This window comes from Mesorhizobium sp. WSM3868, assembly GCF_002294785.1.
Classification (GTDB): Bacteria; Pseudomonadota; Alphaproteobacteria; order Rhizobiales; family Rhizobiaceae; genus Mesorhizobium.
The window spans coordinates 188,772-214,387 of the sequence record NZ_NSGB01000004.1; the positions used below are offsets into that span (position 1 = coordinate 188,772).

The 25,616-nt window shown below is 63.9% G+C and carries 26 protein-coding genes; 9 read left to right on the forward strand and 17 right to left on the reverse strand.

Annotated elements, in window-relative coordinates; all coding sequences use genetic code 11:
• Window positions 1-3 precede the first annotated feature (3 nt).
• The 3 genes from CK221_RS09145 to CK221_RS09155 are packed head-to-tail and all read left to right on the forward strand — an operon-like array spanning window position 4 to window position 2,152.
• The gene (locus CK221_RS09145) at window positions 4-492 is read left to right on the forward strand and encodes a GNAT family N-acetyltransferase (protein WP_095777492.1); all 489 of its coding nucleotides are present in this window, start codon (window positions 4-6) and stop codon (window positions 490-492) included.
• Window positions 489-1,742, forward strand: a complete 1,254-nt coding sequence (locus tag CK221_RS09150) for an aconitase X catalytic domain-containing protein (protein ID WP_095777493.1) — start codon at window positions 489-491, stop codon at window positions 1,740-1,742. Before CK221_RS09145 ends, CK221_RS09150 begins: the two co-directional genes overlap by 4 nt.
• Complete coding sequence (locus tag CK221_RS09155) at window positions 1,739-2,152, forward strand: DUF126 domain-containing protein (protein ID WP_095777494.1); 414 nt, start codon at window positions 1,739-1,741, stop codon at window positions 2,150-2,152. Before CK221_RS09150 ends, CK221_RS09155 begins: the two co-directional genes overlap by 4 nt.
• Window positions 2,153-2,166: 14 nt before the next feature.
• Here CK221_RS09155 and CK221_RS09160 read toward each other — a convergent pair whose 3' ends face one another.
• On the reverse strand, window positions 2,167-3,168 hold the full coding sequence (locus tag CK221_RS09160) for a D-glycerate dehydrogenase (RefSeq protein ID WP_066996380.1): 1,002 nt from the start codon (window positions 3,166-3,168) through the stop codon (window positions 2,167-2,169).
• 168 nt (window positions 3,169-3,336) lie between these two features.
• Here CK221_RS09160 and CK221_RS09165 point away from each other — a divergent pair, with 168 nt between their 5' ends.
• Window positions 3,337-3,894 (forward strand): SH3 domain-containing protein, encoded by a 558-nt coding sequence (locus CK221_RS09165; RefSeq protein ID WP_067324770.1) that lies wholly within the window; start codon window positions 3,337-3,339, stop codon window positions 3,892-3,894.
• 124 nt (window positions 3,895-4,018) lie between these two features.
• Here CK221_RS09165 and irrA read toward each other — a convergent pair whose 3' ends face one another.
• Window positions 4,019-4,450 (reverse strand): iron response transcriptional regulator IrrA, encoded by a 432-nt coding sequence (gene irrA, locus CK221_RS09170; protein WP_066996377.1) that lies wholly within the window; start codon window positions 4,448-4,450, stop codon window positions 4,019-4,021.
• A 241-nt stretch (window positions 4,451-4,691) separates the two neighbouring features.
• Between irrA and fabA the strand changes: the two genes are divergently transcribed.
• The 4 genes from fabA (at window position 4,692) to CK221_RS09190 (ending at window position 9,036) form a co-directional block, all read left to right on the forward strand.
• On the forward strand, window positions 4,692-5,207 hold the full coding sequence (gene fabA, locus CK221_RS09175; RefSeq protein WP_027165888.1) for a 3-hydroxyacyl-[acyl-carrier-protein] dehydratase FabA: 516 nt from the start codon (window positions 4,692-4,694) through the stop codon (window positions 5,205-5,207).
• Between the two features lie 127 nt (window positions 5,208-5,334).
• Window positions 5,335-6,555, forward strand: a complete 1,221-nt coding sequence (fabB, locus tag CK221_RS09180) for a beta-ketoacyl-ACP synthase I (RefSeq protein WP_095777495.1) — start codon at window positions 5,335-5,337, stop codon at window positions 6,553-6,555.
• 12 nt (window positions 6,556-6,567) lie between these two features.
• The gene (fabI, locus tag CK221_RS09185; RefSeq protein WP_095777496.1) at window positions 6,568-7,380 is read left to right on the forward strand and encodes an enoyl-ACP reductase FabI; all 813 of its coding nucleotides are present in this window, start codon (window positions 6,568-6,570) and stop codon (window positions 7,378-7,380) included.
• Between the two features lie 102 nt (window positions 7,381-7,482).
• Window positions 7,483-9,036 carry a bifunctional diguanylate cyclase/phosphodiesterase gene (locus tag CK221_RS09190; protein WP_095777497.1) on the forward strand — a complete coding sequence of 518 codons (1,554 nt, stop codon included), beginning with the start codon at window positions 7,483-7,485 and terminating at the stop codon, window positions 9,034-9,036.
• A 69-nt stretch (window positions 9,037-9,105) separates the two neighbouring features.
• On the opposite strand, the gene CK221_RS09195 is transcribed toward CK221_RS09190, so the two are convergent.
• The 10 genes from CK221_RS09195 to rimP form a co-directional block, all read right to left on the reverse strand.
• Window positions 9,106-10,116, reverse strand: a complete 1,011-nt coding sequence (locus CK221_RS09195) for a class I SAM-dependent methyltransferase (RefSeq protein WP_095777498.1) — start codon at window positions 10,114-10,116, stop codon at window positions 9,106-9,108.
• Window positions 10,117-10,197: 81 nt separating this feature from the next.
• On the reverse strand, window positions 10,198-12,348 hold the full coding sequence (gene pnp / locus CK221_RS09200; RefSeq protein ID WP_066996362.1) for a polyribonucleotide nucleotidyltransferase: 2,151 nt from the start codon (window positions 12,346-12,348) through the stop codon (window positions 10,198-10,200).
• A 384-nt stretch (window positions 12,349-12,732) separates the two neighbouring features.
• Window positions 12,733-13,044, reverse strand: a complete 312-nt coding sequence (rpsO, locus tag CK221_RS09205) for a 30S ribosomal protein S15 (RefSeq protein ID WP_275955123.1) — start codon at window positions 13,042-13,044, stop codon at window positions 12,733-12,735.
• Window positions 13,045-13,191: 147 nt separating this feature from the next.
• Entirely contained in the window at window positions 13,192-14,286 is a 1,095-nt protein-coding gene (corA, locus tag CK221_RS09210; RefSeq protein ID WP_067324768.1) for a magnesium/cobalt transporter CorA, read from the reverse strand.
• Between the two features lie 167 nt (window positions 14,287-14,453).
• Window positions 14,454-15,416, reverse strand: coding sequence for a tRNA pseudouridine(55) synthase TruB (truB, locus tag CK221_RS09215; RefSeq protein ID WP_095777499.1), 963 nt, complete (start codon window positions 15,414-15,416; stop codon window positions 14,454-14,456).
• Window positions 15,417-15,836, reverse strand: coding sequence for a 30S ribosome-binding factor RbfA (gene rbfA, locus CK221_RS09220; RefSeq protein WP_095777500.1), 420 nt, complete (start codon window positions 15,834-15,836; stop codon window positions 15,417-15,419).
• A gap of 127 nt (window positions 15,837-15,963) precedes the next feature.
• Window positions 15,964-18,531 carry a translation initiation factor IF-2 gene (gene infB, locus CK221_RS09225; RefSeq protein WP_095777501.1) on the reverse strand — a complete coding sequence of 856 codons (2,568 nt, stop codon included), beginning with the start codon at window positions 18,529-18,531 and terminating at the stop codon, window positions 15,964-15,966.
• A complete protein-coding gene (locus tag CK221_RS09230; RefSeq protein ID WP_095777502.1) occupies window positions 18,528-19,178 on the reverse strand; it encodes an RNA-binding protein in 651 nt (216 codons plus the stop codon). Before CK221_RS09230 ends, infB begins: the two co-directional genes overlap by 4 nt.
• A gap of 32 nt (window positions 19,179-19,210) precedes the next feature.
• On the reverse strand, window positions 19,211-20,803 hold the full coding sequence (gene nusA / locus CK221_RS09235) for a transcription termination factor NusA (RefSeq protein WP_066996346.1): 1,593 nt from the start codon (window positions 20,801-20,803) through the stop codon (window positions 19,211-19,213).
• A gap of 45 nt (window positions 20,804-20,848) precedes the next feature.
• Entirely contained in the window at window positions 20,849-21,484 is a 636-nt protein-coding gene (rimP, locus tag CK221_RS09240) for a ribosome maturation factor RimP (RefSeq protein ID WP_095777503.1), read from the reverse strand.
• A 286-nt stretch (window positions 21,485-21,770) separates the two neighbouring features.
• Between rimP and CK221_RS30195 the strand changes: the two genes are divergently transcribed.
• Entirely contained in the window at window positions 21,771-21,932 is a 162-nt protein-coding gene (locus tag CK221_RS30195) for a hypothetical protein (protein WP_095777504.1), read from the forward strand.
• Window positions 21,933-22,033: 101 nt separating this feature from the next.
• Here the strand turns inward: CK221_RS30195 and CK221_RS09250 are convergent, their stop codons facing one another.
• The 5 genes from CK221_RS09250 to CK221_RS09270 all read right to left on the reverse strand — a co-directional run bounded on the left by CK221_RS09250 (window position 22,034) and on the right by CK221_RS09270 (window position 25,615).
• On the reverse strand, window positions 22,034-22,543 hold the full coding sequence (locus CK221_RS09250) for a GNAT family N-acetyltransferase (protein WP_095777505.1): 510 nt from the start codon (window positions 22,541-22,543) through the stop codon (window positions 22,034-22,036).
• Between the two features lie 3 nt (window positions 22,544-22,546).
• Window positions 22,547-22,846: a DUF1778 domain-containing protein gene (locus CK221_RS09255; RefSeq protein ID WP_066996334.1), complete on the reverse strand. Its 300-nt coding sequence runs from the start codon at window positions 22,844-22,846 to the stop codon at window positions 22,547-22,549.
• A 179-nt stretch (window positions 22,847-23,025) separates the two neighbouring features.
• The gene (locus CK221_RS09260; RefSeq protein WP_095777506.1) at window positions 23,026-23,727 is read right to left on the reverse strand and encodes a tRNA (guanosine(46)-N(7))-methyltransferase TrmB; all 702 of its coding nucleotides are present in this window, start codon (window positions 23,725-23,727) and stop codon (window positions 23,026-23,028) included.
• Window positions 23,728-23,747: 20 nt separating this feature from the next.
• Entirely contained in the window at window positions 23,748-25,025 is a 1,278-nt protein-coding gene (metK, locus tag CK221_RS09265; RefSeq protein WP_066996328.1) for a methionine adenosyltransferase, read from the reverse strand.
• Between the two features lie 167 nt (window positions 25,026-25,192).
• Entirely contained in the window at window positions 25,193-25,615 is a 423-nt protein-coding gene (locus CK221_RS09270; RefSeq protein ID WP_095777507.1) for a helix-turn-helix transcriptional regulator, read from the reverse strand.
• Window position 25,616: the final 1 nt, after the last annotated feature.

The following is a 25,616-nucleotide window of genomic DNA, read 5'->3' on the forward strand; positions in this document are numbered from 1 at the left end:
CGCATGGATCAGACGGCCACTCTCCTCGTCAGCGAGCTTCCGCCGGACTTCGCGCAGTGGGACGAATTGCTGGCGCTGATCCGGCGCGCCTTCGCCTATATGAACGGCGTCATCGACCCGCCATCCTCGGCGCATCAGCTCACACCCGAAAACCTCAAGAGCAAGGCCGGGCAAGAAACGGCGTTCCTGGCCATGGAGAACGGCCGGATCGTCGGCTGCGTCTTTGCGATGGAGAGGGCAGACGATTTCTATGTCGGCAAGCTTGCCGTCGAGCCTGGCCTTCAGGGGCGAGGCATAGGCGGACGGCTGATGCAGGCCGTCGACGATCTTGCCCACCGGCGCGGCAAGCAGGCCCTCGAGCTGCAGACGCGTATCGAGCTTACGGCGAACCACGCGGCCTTCGCCCGGCTCGGCTTTCGCGAGACCGGGCGCACCGCGCATGCGGGCTACGACAGGCCGACCTCGATCACCATGCGCAAGGTCCTGTCTTGAGCCTCGCGCTCAGCCCGGAGGAACAGGCAACCGCCGCCGGTAAGGACGGCGCGGGAATGGCGATGCGCATCGTCGCCGAGAGCGCGCGCCTGCTCGGCGCGCCACGGCTGATCCCGATCTGTTCGGCGCATATCGACGGCGCGCTCTATCATGGCGATTCCGGCACGCTGTTCGCCGAGCGGCTGGTCGAAGGCGGCGCCAGGGTCGCAGTGCGCTCAACGCTCAATGTCGGGGCGCTCGACCTGACGGGCTGCTCGCGCATTCGCCTGGAAGAGCCGCAGCGCGGCATGGCGCGGCGGATGATGGATGCCTATCGCAAGCTCGGCTGCGAGCAAAGCTGGACCTGCGCGCCCTATCAGGCCGGGCACAGGCCGGCACAGGGCAGCGATGTCGCCTGGGGCGAGTCCAATGCGGTGGTGTTCTGCAACTCGGTGCTGGGCGCCCGCACCAACCGCTACGGCGATTTCCTCGACATCGCCTGCGCCATCACCGGCCGCGCACCCGATTATGGCCTGCACCGGGCCGAGAACCGCCGGGCGCGACTGGTGTTCGACGTCTCGGGCCTATCGCCTTCCTTCCTCGCTTCCGAGATCGCCTGGCCGGTGCTGGGCAGCCTCTATGGCCGCGAGGTCGGGGATACGATCGGCGTCGTCGCCGGCATCGCCAACCATCCCGGCGACGACGCGCTAAAGGCCTTCGGCGCCGCTGCCGCTTCCTCCGGCGCGGTCGGGCTGTTCCACATTGCAGGCGTCACGCCAGAGGCGCCGAACGTCGAAACCATTCTGGCCGAGCCGGAACCGGAGGCGGTGATCCACGTCACGCCGCAGATGGCGGCGAAGGCTCGCGCCGGCCTGTCGACGGCGGCGGTGCCGAAAACCATCGATGCGGTCGCCATTGGCAGCCCGCATCTGTCCTTTGCCGAGTTCGAGATGCTGGAGCGGCTGATTGCCGGAAGACGGCTCGCCGTGCCGATCTATGCCTGCACCGGCCGTCATGTGCTTGCCTTCCTGGAGCAGGACGGCCGGCGGAAGAGGCTCGAAGGAAGCGGCGTCGTCATCGTTGCCGACACATGCGTGGTGGTGACGCCGATCATGCCGGAACTTTCCGGCGGCGTGCTGATGACCAATTCGGGCAAGTTCGCGCATTACGCTCCAGGCAACACCGGCTATGCGGTGCTCTATGCCTCGCTCGCCGATTGCGTCGAAAGCGCGGTCGCCGGCAAGCCGCGCTTCACGGACCTCGCCGCATGAGCGCCGCCGCGGAGATATTGGTACGGGGCAAGGCCGGTAAAGGCGAAGCGCTGGTGCTGACGGCGCCGATCAGCTTCTGGGGCGGCGTCGACCCGAAGACAGGGCGCATCGCCGATGTCCGCCACCCGCAGCACGGCGAGGTGATTTCCGGCCGGGTGCTATTCCTGCCGGGCACCATCGGCTCCTCGTCGGCTTCGGCAGTGCTGATGGAACTGGTCCACAACGGCCGCGGGCCGGCAGCCCTTATCCTGCACGAGCCGGACGCCATTCTTCTGCTCGGCCTGATCGTCGCGCGCGAAATGGGCTGGGAAACGCCTATGGCGGTGCGGCTCGGACGCGGTGTGTTCGACGCCTATCGCGGAAGCACCGTCAAAGTCGACAACGACGGCGCCGTGAGCGTCGCCGCCTGAACAAATCGTGGTTTTCAGGTCCTGAGCGGCAACACACGGTCCGGCGGGCGATGGCCGTCGAAGAAGGCGCGAATGTTGATGATCACCTTCTCGCCCATGTCGATGCGGCCTTCGAGCGTCGCCGAGCCCATATGCGGCAACAGAACGACCTTGCCCTTGTGGGCGAGCTTCAACAGCTTGCTGTTCAGCGCCGGCTCGTGTTCGTAGACGTCGAGGCCGGCGCCGGCGATCTTGCCGTCCTGGATGAGTTTGATCATCGACTCTTCGTCGATGATGTCGCCCCGCGCTGTGTTGACGATGTAGGCCGCCGGCTGCATCAGCGCCAGCCGCCGGGCCGACAGCAGATGAAAGGTCGCCGGCGTCGACGGGCAGTTGACCGAGATGATATCCATCCGCGCGAGCATCTGGTCGAGGCTTTCCCAATAGGTCGCTTCCAATTCGTCCTCGACCGCCGGCAGCACGCGGTGGCGGTTGTGGTAGTGGATGGACAGGCCGAACGCCTTGGCGCGCCTGGCGACCGCCGTGCCGATACGGCCCATGCCGACAATGCCCAGGCGCTTGCCCCAGATGCGGCGGCCGAGCATCCAGGTCGGGGACCAGCCGGCCCATTTCTTCTCGCCGGTGAGCACGTTGGCGCCTTCGGCCAGCCTGCGCGGCACGGCGAGCATCAGCGCCATGGTCATGTCGGCGGTGTCTTCGGTGAGCACATTCGGCGTGTTGGTGACGGTGATGCCTTTCTTCGCCGCCGCCGAGACGTCAATCTTGTCGACGCCGTTGCCGAAATTGGCGATCAGCTTGAGGTTCTCGCCGGCCTGGGCGATCAGCGCGGCATCGATGTGGTCGGTGATGGTCGGGACCAGCACGTCGGCTTCCTTGACCGCCGCAACCAGCTCCGGCTGGGTCATCGGCCGGTCCTCGACATTGAGGCGCGCGTCGAACAGTTCGCGCATGCGGGTCTCCACCGGATCGGGCAGCTTGCGCGTGATGACGACGAGGGGCCGTTTTTTGCCTGCCATTGTTTCCCCGAAGCTTCCTCGAAACCGATCTCGTTGAGACCTCTTTAACCAAGACAAGCGAAACTTGAAGCCAGTCGCGGTATCAGCCCACTCCTGTAACAAGCGGTGCCGCCGAAGACAAAGAAAAAGGGGCGCTCCTCCCACGGACCGGCGCCGAAAGGAATGAACGTGTCTGGTTTCGCCTCGCTCCGCCTGGCTTTCAGCGCAGCCGTTCTCGGCACTCTGCTTTGGGCGCCGCAGACATCCGCGCAAGGCGCGGCCACGTCGGCGCAGACCGTGACGCTGGGGCCGAGCGGCCTGCCGCTGCCGCGCTTCGTCAGCCTGAAATCCGGACGCGTCAACTCGCGCGTCGGTCCGGGCGCCAACTATTCCGTCGACTGGATGTACATGAAGGCCGGACTGCCGATGGAAATCATCCAGGAATTCGACACCTGGCGCCGCGTGCGTGACGCCGACGGCTCCGAAGGCTGGATCAACCAGTCGCTGCTTTCGGGCCGCCGCACCGCGATCGTCGCCCCCTGGCAGCGCGGCAAGGGCGGCCGAATCAATCTGCTCGACGATCCCGACAAGGACGCCGGCGTTGTCGCCATCCTCGAGCCAGGCGTGATGGGCTCGATCAAGAAGTGCGACGGTCAGTGGTGCGAGATGACCTTCGACGGCCATACCGGCTGGGTCGCCCAGTCGCAGGTCTGGGGCGCCTACCCGGGAGAAAAGGTCAAGAACTGATCTATTTTGTCTGGACCATGATCTGATCCAAACCGTAGGTCAGCGTAGCAAAACCGGTTCCGACTTTTCGCGATCATGGTCTTCGAGCCGTATCGCCAGGTCGACGGGCCTCATCGCGGGCAGATCAGTCGCGGCGCTTGGGGCGCAGCCTCACCACGATATCGACGTTGGCGATCTCCATGCCTTCCGGAGGCTCCGGCAGGTTGGAGACGCTCACCGGGCCGCTGGCGATATCGAAGATCCGGTTCTCGCCCTCGACATAGAAGTGGTGGTGATCGGAAGTGTTGGTGTCGAAATAGGTCTTCGACCCTTCGACGGCGAGGATGCGCAGCATGCCGGCCTGGGTGAATTGATGAAGGGCATTGTAGACGGTGGCCAGCGAAACCGGCACACCGGCGGCGATCGCCTCTTCATGCAATTCTTCGGCCGAAAGGTGACGGTCGCCCTTGGCGAAAAGCAGGTCGGCCAGCGCAATGCGCTGGCGCGTCGGCCTCAGGCCGGCTTCGCGAACCCGCTTGTCCACAGCGACATTTTCCTTCCGGCAGCCCGAATCCATCTATCCCGTCTAAGCTTGCAAGCCCCATAGACCGGTCCAGAATGGCAAAAAGAGGTCAATGCCAAAAACTGGACACCACCCGACATATATTCTGTCGCCCAAATGCGATCAATAGCGCGCATTGACCCAGGCAGGCGCACGGGTTAAGCGCAAACGCCGGTTTCCGGCCACAAACAGAGTGTGTTAGGAAACCAACGACATGGGCGCCCTGCCGCCCGGAACGAGAACGGGGACGGAATTAATGGCGGGTCAAAAGTCCAGCTACGACTACGAGGAACTGCTTGCCTGCGCCCGCGGCGAGCTGTTCGGACCGGGAAACGCCCAGCTGCCCTACCCGCCGATGCTGATGTTCGACCGCATCACCGAGATCAGCGAGACCGGCGGCGCCTTCGACAAGGGCTTCATCCGTGCCGAGTTCGACATCAAGCCGGATCTTTGGTTCTTCGCCTGCCATTTCATCGGCAATCCGATCATGCCGGGTTGCCTCGGCCTCGACGCCATGTGGCAATTGACCGGCTTCTATCTCGGCTGGCTCGGTGAACCCGGCAAGGGCATGGCGCTGTCGACCGGCGAGGTGAAGTTCAAGGGCATGGTGACGCCATCGGTCAAGAAGGTCGAATATGGCGTCGACTTCAAGCGCGTGATGCGCGGCCGCCTCGTGCTCGGCATCGCCGATGGCTGGCTCAAGGCGGATGGCGAACCCATATACGCGGCAACGGATCTGAAGGTGGGCCTGTCCAAGCAGTCCGCCGCCTGATCGCCATCGCCACGGGGCCTGGCGTGTCCGACGGATGCGCAAGGACGCCGCGGCAGTTTATTTTGCGTATGATCGAAGGCGGGAACCAATTAGGTTTTTCGCCAAACTACGCCGGAAGGAGTTGCGAATGAGACGCGTCGTAGTGACAGGCCTCGGCATTGTGTCGTCGATCGGCAACAACGCCAATGAGGTGCAGGCCTCGCTTTACGATGCCAAGTCCGGCATCAGCTTTTCCAATTCCTTCGCCGAGCACGGTTTCCGTTGCCAGGTGTGGGGCGCGCCGACGCTCGACCCGTCGGCGATGATCGATCGCCGCGCAATGCGTTTCCTGAGCCAAGGCGCTGCCTGGAACCATGTCGCCATGGATCAGGCGATCGCGGACGCCGGGCTCGGCGAGAGCGACATCACCAATGAGCGGACCGGCATCGTCATGGGCTCCGGCGGACCCTCGACCAGGACCATCGTGGAAGCCGCTGAAACGACGCTCAAGAACAGCAGCCCGAAGCGGATCGGTCCGTTCGCGGTGCCGAAGGCGATGTCGTCAACCGCTTCGGCCACCTTGGCGACCTGGTTCAAGATCCACGGCGTGAATTACTCGATCTCGTCCGCCTGCTCGACCTCCGCGCACTGCATCGGCAATGCCTGTGAGCTGATCCAGTGGGGCAAGCAGGATATGATGTTCGCCGGCGGCCACGAGGATCTCGACTGGACGATGTCGGACCTGTTCGACGCCATGGGCGCCATGTCGTCGAAATTCAACGACAAGGCATCGGCCGCTTCGCGCGCCTATGATGTCAACCGCGACGGCTTCGTCATCGCCGGCGGCGCGGGCGTTCTGGTGCTGGAAGAGCTGGAGCACGCCAAGGCACGCGGCGCCAAGATCTACGCCGAGATCGTCGGCTACGGCGCGACCTCCGACGGCTACGACATGGTGGCGCCGTCCGGCGAAGGCGCCGTGCGCTGCATGCGGCAGGCGCTTGCAACCGTCTCGACGCCGGTCGACTACATCAACACGCACGGCACATCGACGCCGGTCGGCGATTCCAAGGAAATGGGCGCCATTCGCGAGGTGTTCGGCGACCAGATGCCGTATATCACCTCGACCAAGTCGCTGACCGGCCATTCGCTCGGCGCCGCCGGCGTCCAGGAATCGATCTACTCCATCCTGATGATGCAGGGCGGCTTCATCGGCGAGAGCGCCCATATCGAGGAGCTCGATCCCGAATTCGAGGGCATGCCGATCGTGCGCAAGCGCATCGACAATGCCAGGATCGACACCGTCCTGTCCAACTCCTTCGGTTTCGGTGGCACCAACGCAACGCTGATTTTCCAGCGCTATTCCGCATAAGGATTGCCTTTTATGGAAGGGTTGATGAAGGGCAAGCGCGGGCTTGTCATGGGGGTCGCCAACGATCATTCGATCGCCTGGGGCATCGCCAGGAAATTGTCCGAACACGGGGCGGAACTCGCCTTCACCTATCAGGGCGACGCCTTCGGGCGGCGGGTCAAGCCGCTGGCCGAGAAGCTCGGTGCCTCGCTGGTCGTGCCTTGCGACGTCGAGGACAGCGCCTCGGTCACCGCAACCTTCCAGACGCTTCGCGAAGCCTGGGACGGCCTGGATTTCGTCGTTCACGCCATCGGCTTCTCCGACAAGAACGAGCTCAAGGGCCTCTACGCCGACACCAGCCGCGACAACTTCGTCCGCACCATGGTGATCTCCTGCTATTCCTTTACCGAGATCGCCCGCAATGCCGCCGCGCTGATGACGAACGGCGGCTCGATGATCACGCTGACCTATGCCGGGTCGGTGCGGGTCATGCCGAACTACAACGTCATGGGCGTCGCTAAGGCCGGACTGGAGGCGAGCGTGCGCTATCTCGCCAACGATTACGGCCCGCGCGGCATTCGGGTGAACGGCATCTCGGCAGGACCGGTGCGGACGCTCGCCGGCTCAGGCGTATCCGACGCACGCCACATGTTCTCTTATCAGCAGCGCAATTCGCCGCTACGGCGCACCGTCACCATCGACGAGGTTGGCGGCTCGGCGCTCTACCTGCTGTCCGATCTGTCTTCGGGAGTCACAGGCGAGATCCACTATGTCGATTCCGGCTATCACATCGTCTCCATGCCGACGCTAGAGGAACTGAAGCAGAACGACGGCCCCCGCGAATAATTCGCTAACGAAAAAAGCACCTTCCAGTAAAATTGGAGGCATTGGCGGAAACTCATTTTAAGGAGGTATCCGCTAAACGGCCCTGTAGTTCAGGGACCTTGCATGTCTGCAGTCAGCAACCCGAAGCGAACACCGCTGTTCCGGCTGATCACCATCGCCAGCTCGGCCATGGGCAGTTTTATCCTCGGACTCTGGGGGTTGCGCTTCGGCTTCGGCGACGGCCTGGCCGGCATGTCTGCCGGGACGATGGCGGGTATCATCGCCGCGCTCTGTGCCCTTTCCGCCGGCGGCGCCGCGATGTCATTCTTCGCAGGCATCGATGAATCGGCCGAATACGTTTTCAAGGAAACCCATTTCGACAAGATGACCGGCCTGCTGACGCGCCAGGCGATCGTCGGAAAGGTCGCAGCGGCGGCAGCGGAAACGCTAGAGACCGGCGAACCGATCTATCTGATCGATATCGACATCGACCGCTTCAAGCAGATCAACGACGCCATCGGCTACAGTCATGGCGACGAGCTGATCCGCGCCTTCACCAAAAGGCTGAAGGAGAGCATGCCGGAGGATGCCGTGATCGGGCGGCTCGGCGCCGGCGAATTCGCCGTGCTCTTGCCAGACCGTGAGATCCGGGGATATCTTGAACGGTTCCTCGAAACATTCATCAACCGCATGATGGAGCCCTACCAGCTCCAGACGCATCTGCAGTCGGTCAGCATGTCCGTCGGTATCGTGGCGATGCCGAAGGACGGCGTCGATCCAGTGCTCATCCTTCGCCGTTCGAACCTGGCGCTGCAGAATGCGCGCGCAAGCGGCATCGGCAACTGGTCGGTCTTCCACGCCGACATGGGCCGCGTTGCGGACCACCGGCAATGGATTGAATCGGAGCTGAAAACCGCCTTCGACCGCGGCGACTTCAGCCTCCACTACCAGCCGCAATTCGACCTGCAGGGCGGCCGTGTCGTCGGCTATGAAGCGCTGATCCGGTGGAAGCATCCGGAGCGCGGCATGATCCCGCCGATGGAATTCATTCCGATCGCCGAGGAAACCGGCATGATCAACCCGATCGGCGAATGGGTGCTGCGCAAGGCTTGCAGCGACGCCCAGTATCTGCCGGAGGATTGCTTCGTCGCCGTCAACATCTCGCCGGTCCAGTTCATGACCAGGGACTTCGTCGGCATCGTGCGCCAGACCATGGCATCGACCGGCATCAAGCCGTCGCGGCTGGAACTCGAAGTCACCGAAACGGCGATGATGCAGGACCGCGACCGCGCGGCCGTCATCCTGCGGCAACTCGCCGAGATGGGCATCTCGGTCGCCGTCGACGATTTCGGCACCGGCTATTCCAACCTGAGCTATCTGATCGACTTCTCGTTCGGCAAGCTGAAGATCGACCGCTCCTTCGTCAGCCGCATCGATACCGATTCCAGCTCGGGCGCTGTCGTCTCGACCATCGTCGGGCTATCGCGGGCGCTCGGCGTCGGCATCATCGCCGAAGGCGTCGAGACCGAGAACCAGGCGACGCTGCTGAGAGCCGCCGGTTGCGAGGTCGTGCAGGGTTATCTGTTCGGCCGCCCCGCGCCGCTCGAGATCGAGCTCGGCGCGTTGCGCCCTGTTCATGCCAGGCGCGAGCCGGCACGCCTCGTCAGCCTGCAGTAGGCCGCTGCGTTCTTTTCCTGGAGCAATCACGGGGACGGAAAACCGTCTCACGCTTTACCTGGAATTGCTTTAACGCCGCGCCGAAAACACCTTGAACATGCCATCGCGCGCGACCTCGGCGTGACTGGAGAAGGCTCCCGCCAGCACCTGTTCGTAGGGCAACTGCCGGTTCGCCACCATGAACAGGCGTCCGCCTGGTTTCAGTGCCTTCGACGCCGCACGGATCATGCCAGCGCCGATGCCCGGGTCGGCAGCCCTGCCGCTGTGGAAGGGCGGGTTCATGACGATCGCGTCGTAACCTCGCTCGACCGTTTCGGTCAGCAGATCGGTCCAGAAGAAGCGGGGCTCGACTGCGGTTGCGCGGATATTGACCTTTGCCGCCTCCAGGGCCTCGAAATCCGCTTCGTAGAGGTCGAGACCGGAAAGCCCTGTCGAGCGTTCCATCACTTCGGCCGCCAGATAGCCCCAGCCGGCACAGAAATCGGCGACATTGCCCGCAAGTTCCTGCGGCAGGCTGTCCAGCAGAAGCTTCGACCCTGCGTCGACCCGATCGAAGGAGAACATGCCGGGCGCGGTGCGGAAGCGGCCCTCGACGACCAGATCGGGATTGGCGGCGCGAAGCGCCCGGGCCGCATCCATGCCGGCCCGGCGGAACCAGAAGGCGACGCCGTGATGCTTCGGCAGGTGGGCTTCGAGCGGCGCTAGCGCGCCCACGCGCTTGCGCAGGCTGTCGATGCCGTCTTCCTTGCCGCCGGCGACGACGATCAACCCGCCGGGCGCGACGCGCTCGATGGCTTCGGCGATGCGCAGCTCGTTCTGGCCGCGATGCCGGCCGGCCAGCACAAGGGCAGCATCGAAGGCCGAGCCTTCCGCCTGCGGCGTGACCGAATAGCCGGCTGCCTGCAGAGCACGAAAATGCGGCCGAAAGCCTTGCACGAGATGCAGCGCCGCAGCGACGCCGCCGGGCAAACGGAAACCAGGCTTAGCGCCAAGAAAGAGGATCCGGGCATCGCTTCGCGGCCAAGGCAGCGCTTCGCCCTCAAACGGATAGAACAGCGTCTTCAGCGGCTCAGCGGCCATTCACCTACCCTTGAAGGGCGCTTGAAATAGAAACGGGCGCGACCTTGCAGCGCGCCCGTTTCAATCATGCGGTCAGGCCGATCAGGCGGCGTCTTCCTCGCCTTCCGGCTTCTTCTTTTCCTGAACGATTTCCTTGCCGGTCGCCTGGTCGACGACCTTCATCGACAGGCGCACCTTGCCGCGCTCGTCGAAGCCCATCAGCTTGACCCAAACCTTGTCGCCTTCCTTGACGACGTCGGAGGTCTTGGCGACGCGCTCATTGGCGAGCTGCGAGATGTGGACGAGACCGTCGCGCGGGCCGAAGAAGTTGACGAAGGCGCCGAAGTCGGCCGTCTTAACGACGGTACCTTCGTAGATCTCGCCAACTTCCGGCTCGGCGACGATGGTGTGGATCCACTTCTTCGCCGCCTCGATCTCCTTGGCGTTGGCCGACGCGATCTTGACCGTGCCGTCATCCTCGATGTTGATCTTGGCGCCGGTCTTCTCGACGATCTCGCGGATCACCTTGCCGCCGGAGCCGATGACGTCGCGGATCTTGTCGGTCGGGATGTGCATGACCTCGATGCGCGGCGCGAATTCGCCGAGCTCGGCGCGCGAGGAAGATATGGCATGCGCCATCTCGCCCAGGATGTGCAGCCGGCCTTCCTTGGCCTGGCCGAGCGCGATGCCCATGATCTCCTCGGTGATGCCATCGATCTTGATGTCCATCTGCAGCGAGGTAACGCCGTTGGCGGTGCCGGCGACCTTGAAGTCCATGTCGCCGAGATGGTCCTCGTCGCCAAGGATGTCGGAGAGCACCGCGAAGCGCTCGCCTTCCTTGATCAGGCCCATGGCGATGCCGGCCACGGGCTTGGCGATCGGAACGCCGGCATCCATCAGCGCCAGCGAGGTGCCGCAGACGGTCGCCATCGAGGACGAGCCGTTCGACTCGGTGATCTCCGAGACGACGCGCAGCGTGTAGGGGAACTGGTCCGCCGAAGGCAGCATCGGGTGGATTGCGCGCCAGGCAAGCTTGCCGTGGCCGATCTCGCGCCGGCCCGGCGAGCCCATGCGGCCGGTTTCGCCAACCGAATAGGGCGGGAAGTTGTAGTGGAGGAGGAACTTCTCCTTGTACATGCCGGTCAGCGAATCGACGAACTGCTCATCCTCGCCGGTGCCGAGCGTGGCGACGACCAGCGCCTGAGTCTCGCCGCGGGTGAACAGCGCCGAACCATGGGTACGCGGCAGGACGCCGACTTCGGCGACGATCTTGCGCACGGTCTTCAGGTCGCGGCCGTCGATCCGCGAGCCGGTGTCCAGGATGTTCCAGCGTACCACCTTGGCCTGGAGTTCCTTGAAGACGCTTGCGATCTGCTCGGAGGAGTATTTCGGATCCTCGCCTTCGGCCGGCGTGAACGCGGCCTTGACCTTCGCCTTGACGGCGTCGACGGCCGCGTAGCGGGACTGCTTCTCGATGATCTTGTAGGCGTCGCGAAGCTCGTCGCCGACAACCTTCAGCATCTCGCCTTCGAGCTGCGAATGGTCCGGCGCGGTGAAGTCGCGCGGATCCTTGGCGGCGACCTCGGCCAGCTTGATGATGGCGTCGATCACCGGCTGGAAGCTCTTGTGACCGAACACGACGGCACCGAGCATGAGCTCCTCGCTGAGCTCCTTGGCCTCGGATTCGACCATCAGCACGGCGTCGGCGGTGCCGGCGACGACGAGGTCGAGCTTCGATTCCTCCATCTCGTCGATATGCGGATTGAGCACATACTCGCCGTTGATGTAGCCGACGCGGGCGCCGCCGATCGGGCCCATGAAGGGCACGCCGGACAGCGTGAGCGCGGCCGAGGTAGCGACGATCGACAGGATGTCCGGATCGTTCTCGAGATCGTGCTGGACGACGGTGACGACGATCTGGGTGTCGTTCTTGTAGCCGTCAGCAAACAGCGGACGGATCGGGCGGTCGATCAGGCGGGAAACCAGCGTTTCCTTCTCGCTCGGACGGCCCTCGCGCTTGAAGTAGCCGCCGGGAATCTTGCCGGCGGCATAGGTCTTTTCCTGGTAGTTGACGGTGAGCGGGAAGAAATCGAGGCCGGGCTTCGGCTCCTTCATCGAAACGACGGTGGCGAGAACCACGGTCTCGCCGTAGGTGGCGAGCACCGCGCCGTCAGCCTGGCGAGCGATCTTGCCGGTTTCCAGGATGAGCGGACGGCCGCCCCATTCGATTTCCACTTTGTGTTGATTGAACATATCTTGTCCTTCATGTGCGGAAAGGGCCGCGCCGTCTCAACGGTCGCGGAGCATCCCTTCCCTGGCTTCCTTCGGGCAGCCACGGGCAAGACAACGGGAAGCTCGACAGGTGGCGATTGCCGAGCGAGCATCCTGCAATCCTGCCCCATGACCGTCCATGGGCGGTTCCGAACGGCCCTTTGCGCTTCCGGAACCGGGTCTGGCCGACCGGTCGGCCGGCCTTTTGCGCACGACGCCGGAAACCCCTGTTTCCGAGACGCGCCATGCGCGAATGCGAATTTCGAGAGCGCGCGGCGCGCTCCACTCCACCATCGGGCACCGGAGCGACCGGTCCGCCAATGCGCGACCGGCGGGCTCTCCGCAGAGAGCCCGCCGGTCAATTCGTCAGCGACGGAGACCGAGCTTGTCGATCAGCGTCTGATAGCGCGTGTCATCCTTGCGCTTGAGGTAATCAAGCAGGCTGCGGCGCTGGGAAACGAGAGCAAGCAAACCACGGCGGGAATGGTTATCCTTCTTGTGGTCCTTGAAGTGCTCCGTCAGGTTCTTGATGCGCTCGGAAAGGATGGCAACCTGGACTTCCGGGGACCCGGTATCGCCCTTCGCGGTCGCGAATTCGGCCATCAGTTCTTTTTTGCGATCGGCAGTAATCGACATCGTGTTTTTCCTTATCTGTTCGAGGAAACGGGACGCCCTCAGCCGGGATGTCGTCCAGCAGGGGCCGGTGCAAGCAACGCGTCAGGGCGCGAAGCTGCCGCGCATATAGTGCAATTTCCCGCAAAACACCAGCCTAATTGTCAAGCCGGCTTGTCGCATGTCCTGCCGCAAAAACAGAGGGTTCTGCTGCTACAGCCACTTCTTCCATTTGAAGAAGGCGACGAGCCCGACAGCAACGACCAGCATGAACAAAAGTGCCGCCGGGTAGCCGTAGTAGGCCTTGAGCTCCGGCATGTTCCAGGGCGAGCTATCCGGGTCGAAGTTCATGCCCCAGACACCGACGAGGAAGGTGAGCGGCATGAAGATCACCGAGACGATGGTCAGATAGGAGATGACGTCGTTGGTGCGTGCCTGGGTCAGCGACAGATGCATTTCGATCAAGCCGGTCAGCATGTCGCGCTGGGTCTCGACCAGCTCGATCAGCCGCAGCGCATGGTCGAGCGTGTCGTTGAAGAATATCTTGGTCTCGGCCTTCACGAAGAGCACGTCGTTGCGGATCAGCGTCGCCAGCGCGTCGCGCATCGGCCACAGCACGCCCTTCAGCACGTTGGCGTCGCGCCGCAATTCGTGCAACTGCCGCATCTGGTGCTTGTGGGGCGTGCTGAGCATCTGGTCTTCGATGCCGTCGACCAATTCGCTCACCGTCTCGATCGGCGGGAAATAGCTGTCGACGATGGCGTCGATCAGCGCATAGGCGAGATAGTCGGCGCCGCGCGAGCGCAGCCGGTTGGGCATGGGAGCCGCGATGCGCTTGCGCACTGGATCGAACGGGTCGCCCTCGCGCTCCTGAAAGGTGACGACGAAATTCTCGCCGAAGAACACCGCGATCTGCTCGTAGCGATGCGCGGCGACATCGTCGATCATGCGCATGACGACGAAGGCGTGGTCCTCGAAGAAATCCACCTTCGGCCGCTGGCCGGTGTTGACGACATCCTCGAGCGCCAGCGGATGAAGGTCGAAAATCCGGCCGATCTCTTCGATCAGCGGGATGTTCGCGAGCCCCGTGCAATCAAGCCAGACGACCGGCCAGCGGTCGCAATGGGTGTTGAGCTCGTCGATGCTGGCATTGTCGATGGTTTTGTATTTCTCCGGCGAGATCAACGTCAGCCGAAGCTCGCTGCGCCGCGCCGCCGGATCGGCGATCAAGGTGCCGGGCGAAGCGCCGACCGGCGGCCGGCGGATTTTCAGCGGCGCCCGCTTTCCGACGGTCTCAGCCATTGCCACAATCCTCTGGGCCATAATCCTCTGGGCCATGATTCCTCTGGGCCATGAGCTCCCCTGGGGCGCGACGTCATAGCAGATCGCTGCTCTAACCGTCGGTTTTCATGCAATTCCGACGAGAACCGTTACACGTTTTCCTGGAACTGCGAGCCGAAACTAGCCGAGTGCCGTCAACCGGCAAAGACCCGCTTGGGCTTGAACATGCCCTGTTCGATGGCGCCGATGGCGACGAGCTTGCCGCGCGCCGTGGCACAGGCCTCCTCGGCCTCGACCGGCGCGTCGCGCCCTCGAATGATGACGGGATTGCCGAGGCGGATCTTGGTCGCGGCGTCGTCGCTGACGGCGACCTGCGGCAAGCAGTCAAGTGCTGCGGCGGTCTCGACCAGCAGCGCATCGATGGCGCCGAAATCGACCGACACCTCGGCTTCTTCGTCCGAATTCTCATCCGTCTTGCCGCCGAAGCGCGCCGCTTCGAGCTCGGCGACGGTGACGAAATCGTCCGCCGTGAACGGCTCGACCTCGACGCGGCGCAACTCGGAGATGTGGCCAAAGCAGCCCAGATCGCGACCCATGTCGCGCGCCAGCGAGCGCACATAGGTGCCCTTGCCGCACTCGACCTCGAAGACGGTTCTATCGACACCATGCTCGACGATGTCCAAACGGCCGATTTCGATCTCGCGGGCGGGAATGTCGACCGTCTCGCCGTCGCGGGCAAGATCGTAGGCGCGCTCGCCGGCAATCTTGACGGCAGAAAATTGCGGCGGCGTCTGCATGATGACGCCGGTGTATTTCGGCAGCAGCGCCCGCACCTCGGCCTCGGCCGGGCGGCGGTCCGAGCTGTTCGTCACCGGCCCTTCGAGGTCGTCGGTCGACCGCTCCTCGCCCCAGGCGACGGTGAAGCGGTAGACCTTGGCGCCATCCTGCACGTAAGGCACGGTCTTGGTCGCCTCGCCGAGCGCGATCGGCAGCATGCCGGAAGCCAACGGGTCGAGCGTGCCGGCATGGCCGGCCTTCTCCGCTTGGAACAGCCATTTGATCTTGGAGACGGCTTCGGTCGAGCCCATGCCGACCGGCTTGTCCAGCACCACCCAGCCGGAGACCGGCCGGCCCTTTTTCTTGCCGCGGCGCGCCACCTATTCCTCGTCCTTGTCGTTGTTTTTATTCTGGTGGTCGAGATCGCGCGCGACCACGGGCGATTTCAGCAATTCGTTGATCCTGGCGAAATTGTCAAAAGACGTATCGAGCCGGAAGCGAAACTCGGGCATGTACTTCATCTGCCTGAGCGCGCCCGAGACGCGGCCGCGAATGAATTTCGCATGCCTGTTGAGCGCCCCGACCACGGCATCGGCGTCGCCGACACCAAGCGGTGAAACGAAGGCGGTGGCGATCTTGAGGTCGGGCGACATGCGTACTTCCGAGACCGAGACGACACTGTTCTCGATCACCGGGTCGATGATTTCGCCGCGCTGCAGGGTCTCGGATAGGGCGTGACGCACCTGCTCGCCGACGCGCAGCATGCGCTGGGAGGGGCCTGATGTTGTCGAACGGGACATTTTTCTTCAGTCCTGAAATCGTGAAGCGCGGGATGGGACCGCGCCACATGTCTCAACTACGAAACAAGGATCTCGGGCGGCAGCCTTGCGGCCGCCGCCCGGTGAATTCCGGCAAGTATATCCGAAATTAGAGCGTCCGGCTCACCATCTCGACGCGGAAGCACTCGATGACGTCGCCGACGCGCATGTCCTCGTAGTTCTGGAAGGCCATGCCGCATTCCTGACCGCCCGGCACTTCCGAAACCTCGTCCTTGAAGCGCTTCAGCGTCTTCAGCGTGCCTTCGTGGACGACGACGTTGTCGCGGATCAGGCGCACGCCCGCGCCACGCTCGACCTTGCCTTCGGTGACGCGGCAGCCGGCGATCTTGCCGACCTTCGAGATGTCGAAGATCTCGAGGATTTCGGCATTGCCGATGAAGGTCTCGCGCCGCTCGGGCGAGAGCATGCCGGAAAGAGCTGCCTTAACGTCATCGACGAGGTTGTAGATGATCGAATAGTAGCGGATCTCGATGCCGGCAGCGGCAGCAGCCGTGCGCGCCTGCGCATTGGCGCGGACGTTGAAGCCGATGATCGCAGCGCCCGAGGTCTCGGCAAGCGAGACGTCGGTTTCTGTGATGCCGCCGGCACCCGAATGGACGATCCGTACCCTGACCTCGTCGTTGCCGAGCTTTTCGAGCGCAGCGTTGATCGCTTCGATCGAGCCCTGCACGTCGCCCTTGATGACCAGCGGAAACTCCTTCAGCCCGCTCGCCTGCAACTGCGACATCATCTGCTCGAGCGAGCCGCGCTGGCCGGCATGCTTGGCCACCGCCTTCTCGCGCGCCAGGCGCTGGCGATACTCGGTGATCTCACGCGCACGCGCCTCGTTGTTGACGACCGCGAAGCGATCGCCTGCCTGCGGCGTGCCCTGGAGGCCGAGCACCTCGACCGGCATTGCCGGCGGCGCTTCCGGCACATGCTCGCCGCGATCGTTGACCAGCGCGCGGACACGGCCCCATTCGTTGCCGGCGACGATGATGTCGCCGGGCATCAGCGTGCCGGTCTGCACCAGCACGGTGGCGACCGGACCGCGGCCCTTGTCCAGCTGCGCCTCGATGACCGCGCCTTCGGCGGTGCGGTCGGGATTGGCCTTGAGGTCGAGGACTTCGGCCTGCAGCAGAATCGCTTCCAGCAGCTTATCGAGATTGGTGCCCTTGGTCGCCGAAACCTCGACGTCCAGCACCTCACCGCCCATCGATTCCACGAACACTTCGTGGCGCAGCAGTTCAGTGCGCACCTTCTGCGGGTCGGCGTCGCGCTTGTCGATCTTGTTGATCGCCACGATGATCGGCACGCCGGCCGCCTTGGCGTGATTGATCGATTCGATCGTCTGCGGCATGACGCTGTCGTCGGCCGCCACCACCAGCACGGCGATGTCGGTCACCTGGGCGCCGCGAGCGCGCATCGCCGTGAAGGCGGCGTGGCCGGGCGTGTCGATGAAGGTGATCTTCTGACCGTTCTTCTCGATCTGGTAGGCGCCGATATGCTGGGTGATGCCGCCGGCCTCGCCGGAGACGACATTGGCGTTGCGGATGGCGTCGAGCAGCGAGGTCTTGCCGTGGTCGACATGGCCCATGATGGTCACCACGGGCGGACGCGACACCAGGTCTTCCGGGCGGTCGGCGATGTTGAACAGGCCTTCCTCGATGTCGGACTCGGCGACGCGGCGGACCGTATGGCCGAATTCGGAAGCGACCAGCTCGGCCGTGTCGGCGTCGATGACGTCGCCCGGCTTCAGGATCTGGCCCTGCTTCATGAAGAACTTGACCACGTCCACGGCGCGCTCGGACATGCGCTGCGCCAGTTCCTGGATGGTGATGGTTTCGGGCAGGATCACTTCGCGCATGACTTTCTCGCGCGGCTCGTTGTGCATCGCGCGCTTGAATTTTTCCTGGCGGCGGCGCATCGACGACAGCGAGCGTCCGCGCGCATCTTCATCCGACAGCGCGGTGTTCAGCGTCAGCTTGCCGCGGCGACGGTCTTCCTCGCCCTTGGTCGGCTTGGCCGGCCGCGCGACTTCCGGCGTGGCCAGACGGCGCACAGGCGCTCCGGCGCCGGCACCACCAGGGCGCCGCGGCTTGACCTCCTCTTCCTCGTCGGCCGTGGCCAGCTCGGCGGCTTGCGGGGCGCGGCGGCGCGCTTCTTCCTCGGCGCGGCGGCGGGACTCGGCCTCGGTTTGCAGACGTGCCTCTTCTTCGGCCTGACGGCGGGCGGACTCCTCACGCTCGCGCTTGCGGCGCTCTTCCTCCTCGGCGCGGCGCTTGGCCTCTTCCTGGGCGCGCTGACGATCCTCGATCTCACGCGCCTTGGAGCCTTCGAGCGCCCTGCGGCGCGCTTCCATCTCGCCGCGCGACAATTCGTTCAGCACCATGCCGGAGCGTTCCGGCTGCGGCGGCGCCTTCGGCGCTTCCTGCACGGCAGGCGCGGGTGCCGCGGCTGCGGGCTTCGGGGTGAAGACGGACGGCGCCACCGGCTCCGGCTTGTCGCCGGGCAGCGAGAACTTGCGCTTCTTGGTCTCGACCACGACCGACTTGGTGCGTCCGTGCGAGAAACTCTGGCGCACGGTGCCCTGCTCGAGGCCAGGGCGCTTCAGCGTCAAGGTCTTCTTCGGCGTAACGCTCAACGTCTTGTCGTCGCCCGATTTCGTATCGCTCATTCCATATCCTCTGCGGCATCATCATCGTCAGCAACGGCCGCAAGCATTGCCAAATCGTCCGGGGTTCCGCCCCGATAACGGTCGAGCGCAACCATGCGCTTCTCAACCGCCTTACCCGCATCCTGCGCGAGGACGGCAGCATGTATCACATTTGTACCCCCCAATGCCAAGCTCAACTCGGCTTCGGGGAAAAGTTTGTAGGCCGGTGTAGCGGGGCCGCCGAGATGAACGGTTGCCCGCCGCGCCTGACTGATCTTGCGCACGCCGTCGTCCGAGGCTTCCCTCGCGTGCAGCACGAAGAGCGCCTGCCCGTCGCGCACGGCAGCCTCTACCTTGGCGGCGCCCAGTACGACCGCTCCGGCCTTGCGAGCAAGACCCAACATGCCCAGGGCGGATCTGGAAAGCAGCCCGTCGACCATGTCGCCGAGTTCGGCTGGAACGGTGACCTGCGCCTTGAAAGCGCGGGCAAACAGGTTCTTCGCCGCTGCCTTGTCGATATGTAGGCGATCGGCGGTGACCCAGCAACCGCGGCCGGGCAGATTTCGCTTGATGTCCGGAACGACGGCCGAATCCGGGCCGACGACGAAGCGGATCAGTTCATCCGCTTCGGCCTGCCTGCGCGTGACGATGCAAGTGCGATCGTTCATGTCGTCCACGGGTTTTGCGATTGGTGGTCACCTCACGCACCGACGGTTTCACCGGCCGCTTCCTCAGCGGCCAGTTCTTCCTCGGAAATCCAGCCGGCCTTCTTGCGAGCGGTCAGCACCATCTGCTCGGCATCGGCGCGCGAGACGCCGTGATCGGCGAGCACACCGGGATAGACCTTGGTCTCGCCGTCCTTGCGTTCCTTCCAGCCGATCAGGTCGTCGGCGGCATAGCCGGCGAAGTCCTCGATCGTCTTCACGCCGTCCTCGCCGAGGGTCACCATCATGGCCGTGGTGATGCCGGGGATCTCGCGCAGCTCGTCCTCGACGCCGAGCGCCTTGCGCTTCTCGTCGTGCTCGGCCTCGATCTTCTCCAGATATTCGCGGGCGCGCGACTGGATTTCCGAAGCGGTGTCCTCGTCGAAGCCGTCGATCGAGGAGATTTCGCCAGAATCGACATAGGCGACTTCCTCGACGCTGGTAAAACCTTCCGAGGCAAGCACCTGGCCGACCATCTCGTCGACATCGAGGGCTTCCATGAAGAGGGCCGAACGCTCGACGAATTCCTTCTGGCGGCGCTCGCTCTCTTCCTGCTCGGTCAGGATGTCGATGTCCCAGCCGGTGAGCTGCGAGGCAAGACGAACATTCTGGCCGCGGCGGCCGATGGCCAGCGACAGCTGGTCGTCCGGCACGACCACCTCGATGCGCTCCGCATCCTCGTCGAGCACCACCTTGGCGACTTCCGCCGGCTGCAGCGCGTTGACGATGAAGGAAGCGGCCGAAGGCGACCACGGAATGATATCGATCTTCTCGCCCTGCAATTCGCCGACCACCGCCTGGACGCGGCTGCCGCGCATGCCGACGCAGGCGCCGACCGGATCGATGGAGGAATCCCGCGAGATGACGGCGATCTTGGCGCGCGAGCCCGGATCGCGGGCGACCGACTTGATCTCGATGATGCCGTCGTAGATTTCCGGCACTTCCATGGTGAAGAGCTTGGCCATGAACTGCGGATGCGTGCGCGACAGGAAGATCTGCGGGCCGCGCTGCTCGCGGCGCACGTCGTAGACATAGGCGCGGACGCGGTCGCCATATTTGTAGTTCTCGCGCGGGATCAGCTCGTCGCGGCGGATGATCGCCTCGCCGCGGCCGAGGTCGACGATGACGTTGCCATATTCGACGCGTTTGACGGTGCCGTTGACGATCTCGCCGATGCGGTCCTTGTACTCGTCATACTGACGATCGCGCTCGGCCTCGCGCACCTTCTGGACGATGACCTGCTTGGCCGACTGCGCGGCGATGCGGCCGAAATCCATCGGCGGCAGCTGTTCGGCGATGAAGTCGCCGAGCTGGGCGTCGGGATTGCGCTCGCGCGCCGTGGAAAGGGCGATCTGCGTCGCGTAATCCTCGACCTTCTCGACCACTTCCATCAGCCGCTGCAGCTTCATCTCGCCCGTATTGGGATTGATGTCGGCACGGATATTGGTTTCCTGCCCATAACGCGAACGCGCCGCCTTCTGGATCGCATCGGCCATCGCGGCGATGACGATCTGCTTATCGATCGACTTTTCACGCGCGACCGCATCGGCGATCTGCAGCAGTTCGAGCCTGTTGGCGCTTACAACCATTGTCTTTCTCCCGACTTCGCTCCGGGCATCGGCCCTGAAGCTCGATCAACTTTCCTGTTCGGTTTCGTTTTCTTCGCCGGCGATTGCATCTTCTTCCGCTTCGCCCCGGCGTTTTTTTGCTTCCTTGCGGGCCCTGTTGTCCTTCGACAGGGCCTCGCGGATAAGATCGTCGGTCAGCACCAGGCGCGCCTCGGCAATCGCGTCATAGGGCACGCGTACCGTCGGCTCTTCGCCATAGGCCGCCTTGTCGCGCTCCAGCAAAATGCCGTCGGAGTCCGCCTCGGCGATCTTGCCTTTGAAGCGCTTGCGGTCGCCGATGAGGACCGACGTCTCCATCTTGACCAGATGGCCGGTCCAGGTGGTGAAATCCGATTTGCGCACCAGCGGCCGGTCGATGCCCGGCGACGAGACTTCGAGATGATACGCCTTTTCGATCGGATCTTCGACATCGAGCGCGGGCGAAACCGCGCGGCTGACCTCTTCGCAATCCTCGACGGTCATGGTGCCGTCGTCGCGCTCGGCCATGATTTGCAGCGTCAGCCCGTTCTGGCCGGTCAGTTGAACCCGCACGAGGCGGAAGCCGATGGCCTTCAGCACCGGCTGTATGATCAGCGCAATGCGCGCATCGATACCGCTTTCGCGGATGATACGGTCGTCGGCCTCGCTTGCCGCTGCGGTCATAAGTTTCCTGTCGCCTTGTCGCTCCGGCCGGCAGGTAACAAAAAAGAGCGGGACCGGGTGGACCCACTCTTCGTCATACCGACCAAGAATTTGAGGCTGATATAAACGATCCCGCCCGGCGTTTCAAGCCTGACGATGCATCGGACAAGCCCCGGGGGGTAGCAGCGTTGCGTGCCGAGCATGGCGGCTATGCGCCGGCGCCTCTGTAATCTTCGCCTGCCGGCACCCATCTATGTTGCAGTGCAGAAAGAAAGGTCGCGCGCACTGGCGCGCGAAGGTATTTGTCATGGACCGTGGATTGTTTTTTGTGATTGGCGATTTTCTTGGCACGTTCGGCAGCGCGGCTGCCGCATCGCGGGCCGTCGAGGCGAACCGCAAGCCGCGCCGCAGTGACCTGAAGAAACTCGGCATCGACCCGGCCGCTTTCGACAAGCTCGGCCGCTTTTAGGCCGCCCACGGAAGAAACGGACAATAACTGAGTACGAGCTTAAGCCTCGAGGCGCAGAATTCGTTGGCGGTCGCGGCTTCTTCGAGAGGCAGCCCTCGCCCCTACTTCTGGGCTTCTACGAGCGACGCAGCGATTGCAGCAATCGAACGGAACAAGACAAGCGGATCGTCCTTCGTCGGCAGAAATCCCCGTCTTTGCCAGAATTGCGCCGCCGCCCCGTCGATTGCATTGACCATGAGCGCACGTCCTCCAATCAGATCTGCAGCCTGAACGCAGCGCTGAAGCGCGTGCTTCAGCAAGCCAGTGCCGACACCGCGCCCAGCCCATTCTGTATCGGTCGCAAGCTGGCCAAGGAGAAGACAGGGCACCGGATCGGGCGGTTGCCCTGTGCGGATCGACCGGGGCAAGATCGACGGCACCACAGCCGTCGGCGCCAAGCCATAATATCCGACCACTCGGCCGGCCTCGTGGACAACGAGAACGGCCGTGAAGCCTTTCTCCTGATTGGAGAGCGCGCGCGTTTTCAGCCAGTGATCAAGTGTAGGTTTCCCGCAGGAAAACCCGGAAACGTCGTGAGCTGCGCCAAGCGGTTCGGGAGCCGATAAGGCCACGGCCTAGCGCTTTGCTGCGTAACCGGCTTCCCAGGGCGCGGGCCGCTTCGCCAATTCCACCATGTCGGGAACCGGAGCGACCGGGGCCGACAGAACCTCCATAAACTCCGCGAAGCCTTCCGGGCTCATGCGGATAAGGCGGCTGTCCATCAACACATCTTCGGCCGCGCGCACGGCAGCATCGCGCACGAAATCCGTGCGGGACCGGCCGCGGAGAGCGGCGGCACGATCAATGATCGCCACGTCCGCCTCCGGCAGGCGCATCGAGATCGGGTATTCCTTACGTTCCACCGTGGCGGCCATAATTATCTCCCTGCCGTTAATATGGCTAGTATGGCAGCATGTAGCGCGAACTGCAATACATGAATCATCCCAGGCCGGCCGCAAGCCGGGTTCTCTGCGACCGGGAAGACCACTTTGCAAGCGATCGCCGCTGCTGAGCGGCTGGTTACCGGTTCCTGGGAAGTTAGTGCTGGGTCGGCCTACTTCCGGATAAAGGTCAGATAGGCGGGCCGCCTTCCCGCGCGAAGGGCCTTCGCCTCGTAGCGGGTGCCGGGCCAGCCCTCATAGGGCGTGTGCCAGTCGGCAGCCTCGTTTGCCTGCCAGGCGAAACTGCCATTGGCGCTGCAGGCGAGCAGCGTCCAGTTCACATAGCTGTCGATATCGGAGGCGAAGCGGAATCTCCCGCCCGGCTTCAGCACCCGGGCGAACCGGTCGAGATTGGCGGGGCTGACAAAGCGCCGCTTCCAGTGCTTCTTCTTCGGCCAGGGATCGGGATAGAGCAGGTCGATGCCGTCGAGCGAGGCTGGCGGCAGCCAGTCGAGCAGACGCGTGGCGTCGTCGTCATAGACTTTCAGATTGGCGAGCGGGCGCTTGTCGAGCGCCGTCATCATCTTGGCCATGCCGTTGACGAAGGGCTCGACGCCGATGAAACCGGTCGCCGGAGCCTCCGTCGCGCGATGCAGAAGATGTTCGCCGCCGCCGAAGCCGATCTCCAGCCGACAGGCTGAAACCTCCGCCTTGAACAGCGTTCCAAGGTCCGCGGGTGTCTCCGCCGTCAGGTCGAGGCGATAGGCGCGCAAGCCACGTTCAAGCGCCTCGGCCTGCTGCGGACGAATGGTCTTGCCGTGCCGGCGGCCGAAAAATCCTTCGGTCGCGCGGCTTGGCCTGTCGGTTGGCTCCATGAACAGGTCTGGCGACGCCGTCAGGCGGCAATCGCATCGGCAACCGCGTCCTTGAGCGCCTTGGCAAGGTCCGTCTTCTCCCAGGAGAAGGAACCGTCGCGGCCGGCCTTGCGGCCGAAATGGCCATAGGACGAGGTTTTCGCGTAGATCGGCTTGTTGAGGTCGAGATGACGGCGGATGCCGGAAGGCGAGAGATCCATCACCTTGCGCAGCGCCTCCTCGAGCCTGGCCTCGTCGACCCTGCCGGTGCCGTGCAGGTCAACATAGACCGACAGGGGCTGGGCGACGCCGATGGCGTAGGAAAGCTGGATGGTGCAGCGGTCGGCGAGCTTGGCCGCTACCACGTTCTTGGCGAGATAGCGCGCCGCATAAGCAGCCGAACGGTCGACCTTCGTGGTATCCTTGCCGGAGAAGGCGCCGCCGCCATGGGGCGCAGCACCGCCATAGGTATCGACGATGATCTTGCGGCCGGTCAGGCCGGCATCGCCGTCTGGCCCGCCGATCACGAACTTGCCGGTCGGGTTGATGTACCAGTTGCAGTCGTCGGCGACCTTGAGTTCGCCAAGCGCCTCGCGAACGTATGGCTCGACGACATTGCGGACCTTCTTCGAATCCCAGCTCGAGTCGAGGTGCTGGGTGGAAAGCACGATCTGCGTCACTTCCGCCGCCTTGCCGTTGGCATAGCGCACGGTGACCTGGCTCTTGGCGTCCGGGCCGAGCTTGGCGGCCTCGCCGTTGCCTTCGTGGCGCGCGGCGGCAAGCAATTCGAGGATCTTGTGACTGTAGTAGATCGGCGCCGGCATCAGGTCCGGCGTCTCGCGGCAAGCATAGCCGAACATGATGCCCTGGTCGCCGGCGCCTTCCTCGCCCTGGCGGTCGGCGGCATTGTCGACGCCCTGGCCAATGTCCGGCGACTGGCCGTGCAGCAGCACCTCGATCTTGGCCGTCCTCCAGTGGAAGCCAGCCTGCTCGTAGCCGATCTCACGGATGGCCTTGCGGGCGACCGATTTGAACTTGGTCGGATTGACGACTGGGTGGCCCGCCGCATCCTTGAGGATGTTGCCTGCCTTGTCCTTCTTCAGCAGCGTCTCGGGAACCCTGACCTCGCCGGCGATGACGACGCGGTTGGTGGTGGCCAGCGTCTCGCAGGCAACGCGCACCTTCCACGGGTCCATGCCCGTCTTCCTGGCCTCGCGATAGACGAGATCGACGATCTCGTCGGAGATACGGTCACAGACTTTGTCGGGATGGCCTTCGGAGACGGATTCCGAGGTGAAGAGATAGTTCTGCCGCGTCACGGGTGTCCCCTCTTGAAAAGGATCGGCAAGGCTGCCGATTTTGGCGCGCCACGTGTTAGCGGTGCCGGGCGCCGCTCGTCAAGCGGCGCGACAGATCTGGCATGACTATCGGCACAATCAACTTGTGCCACCGGCGGCAGGGTACCGCCGGCGACATGAGCCTGGATTCACTCGGCGTCGTCCGGCGAAAGGGACTTCACAAGATCGATAATCCGGCGCCGCACCTTGACGTCGGGAATCTTGACGAAGGCACGATTGAGCTGAAGCCCTTCCGGGCTGCCGCAGAATTCGATCGCGAAAGTCATCGAGGCATCCTCGGCAAATCCCCGATTGCCGGTGACCGCCTCCTGACCGGGGGCGTCCTCGAAGAAGAAGGCGACAGGGACGCTCAGGATGGAGGCGATTGCCTGCAGGCGGCTGGCGCCGACCCTGTTGGTCCCCTTTTCGTACTTCTGTATCTGCTGAAACGTGATGCCGAGATTTTCACCCAGCTTTTCCTGGCTCATTCCAAGCATATTGCGACGCAGCCGAATACGACTGCCGACATGAATGTCGATCGGATTCGGCTTCTTCTTGTTCTCTTCTGTCATT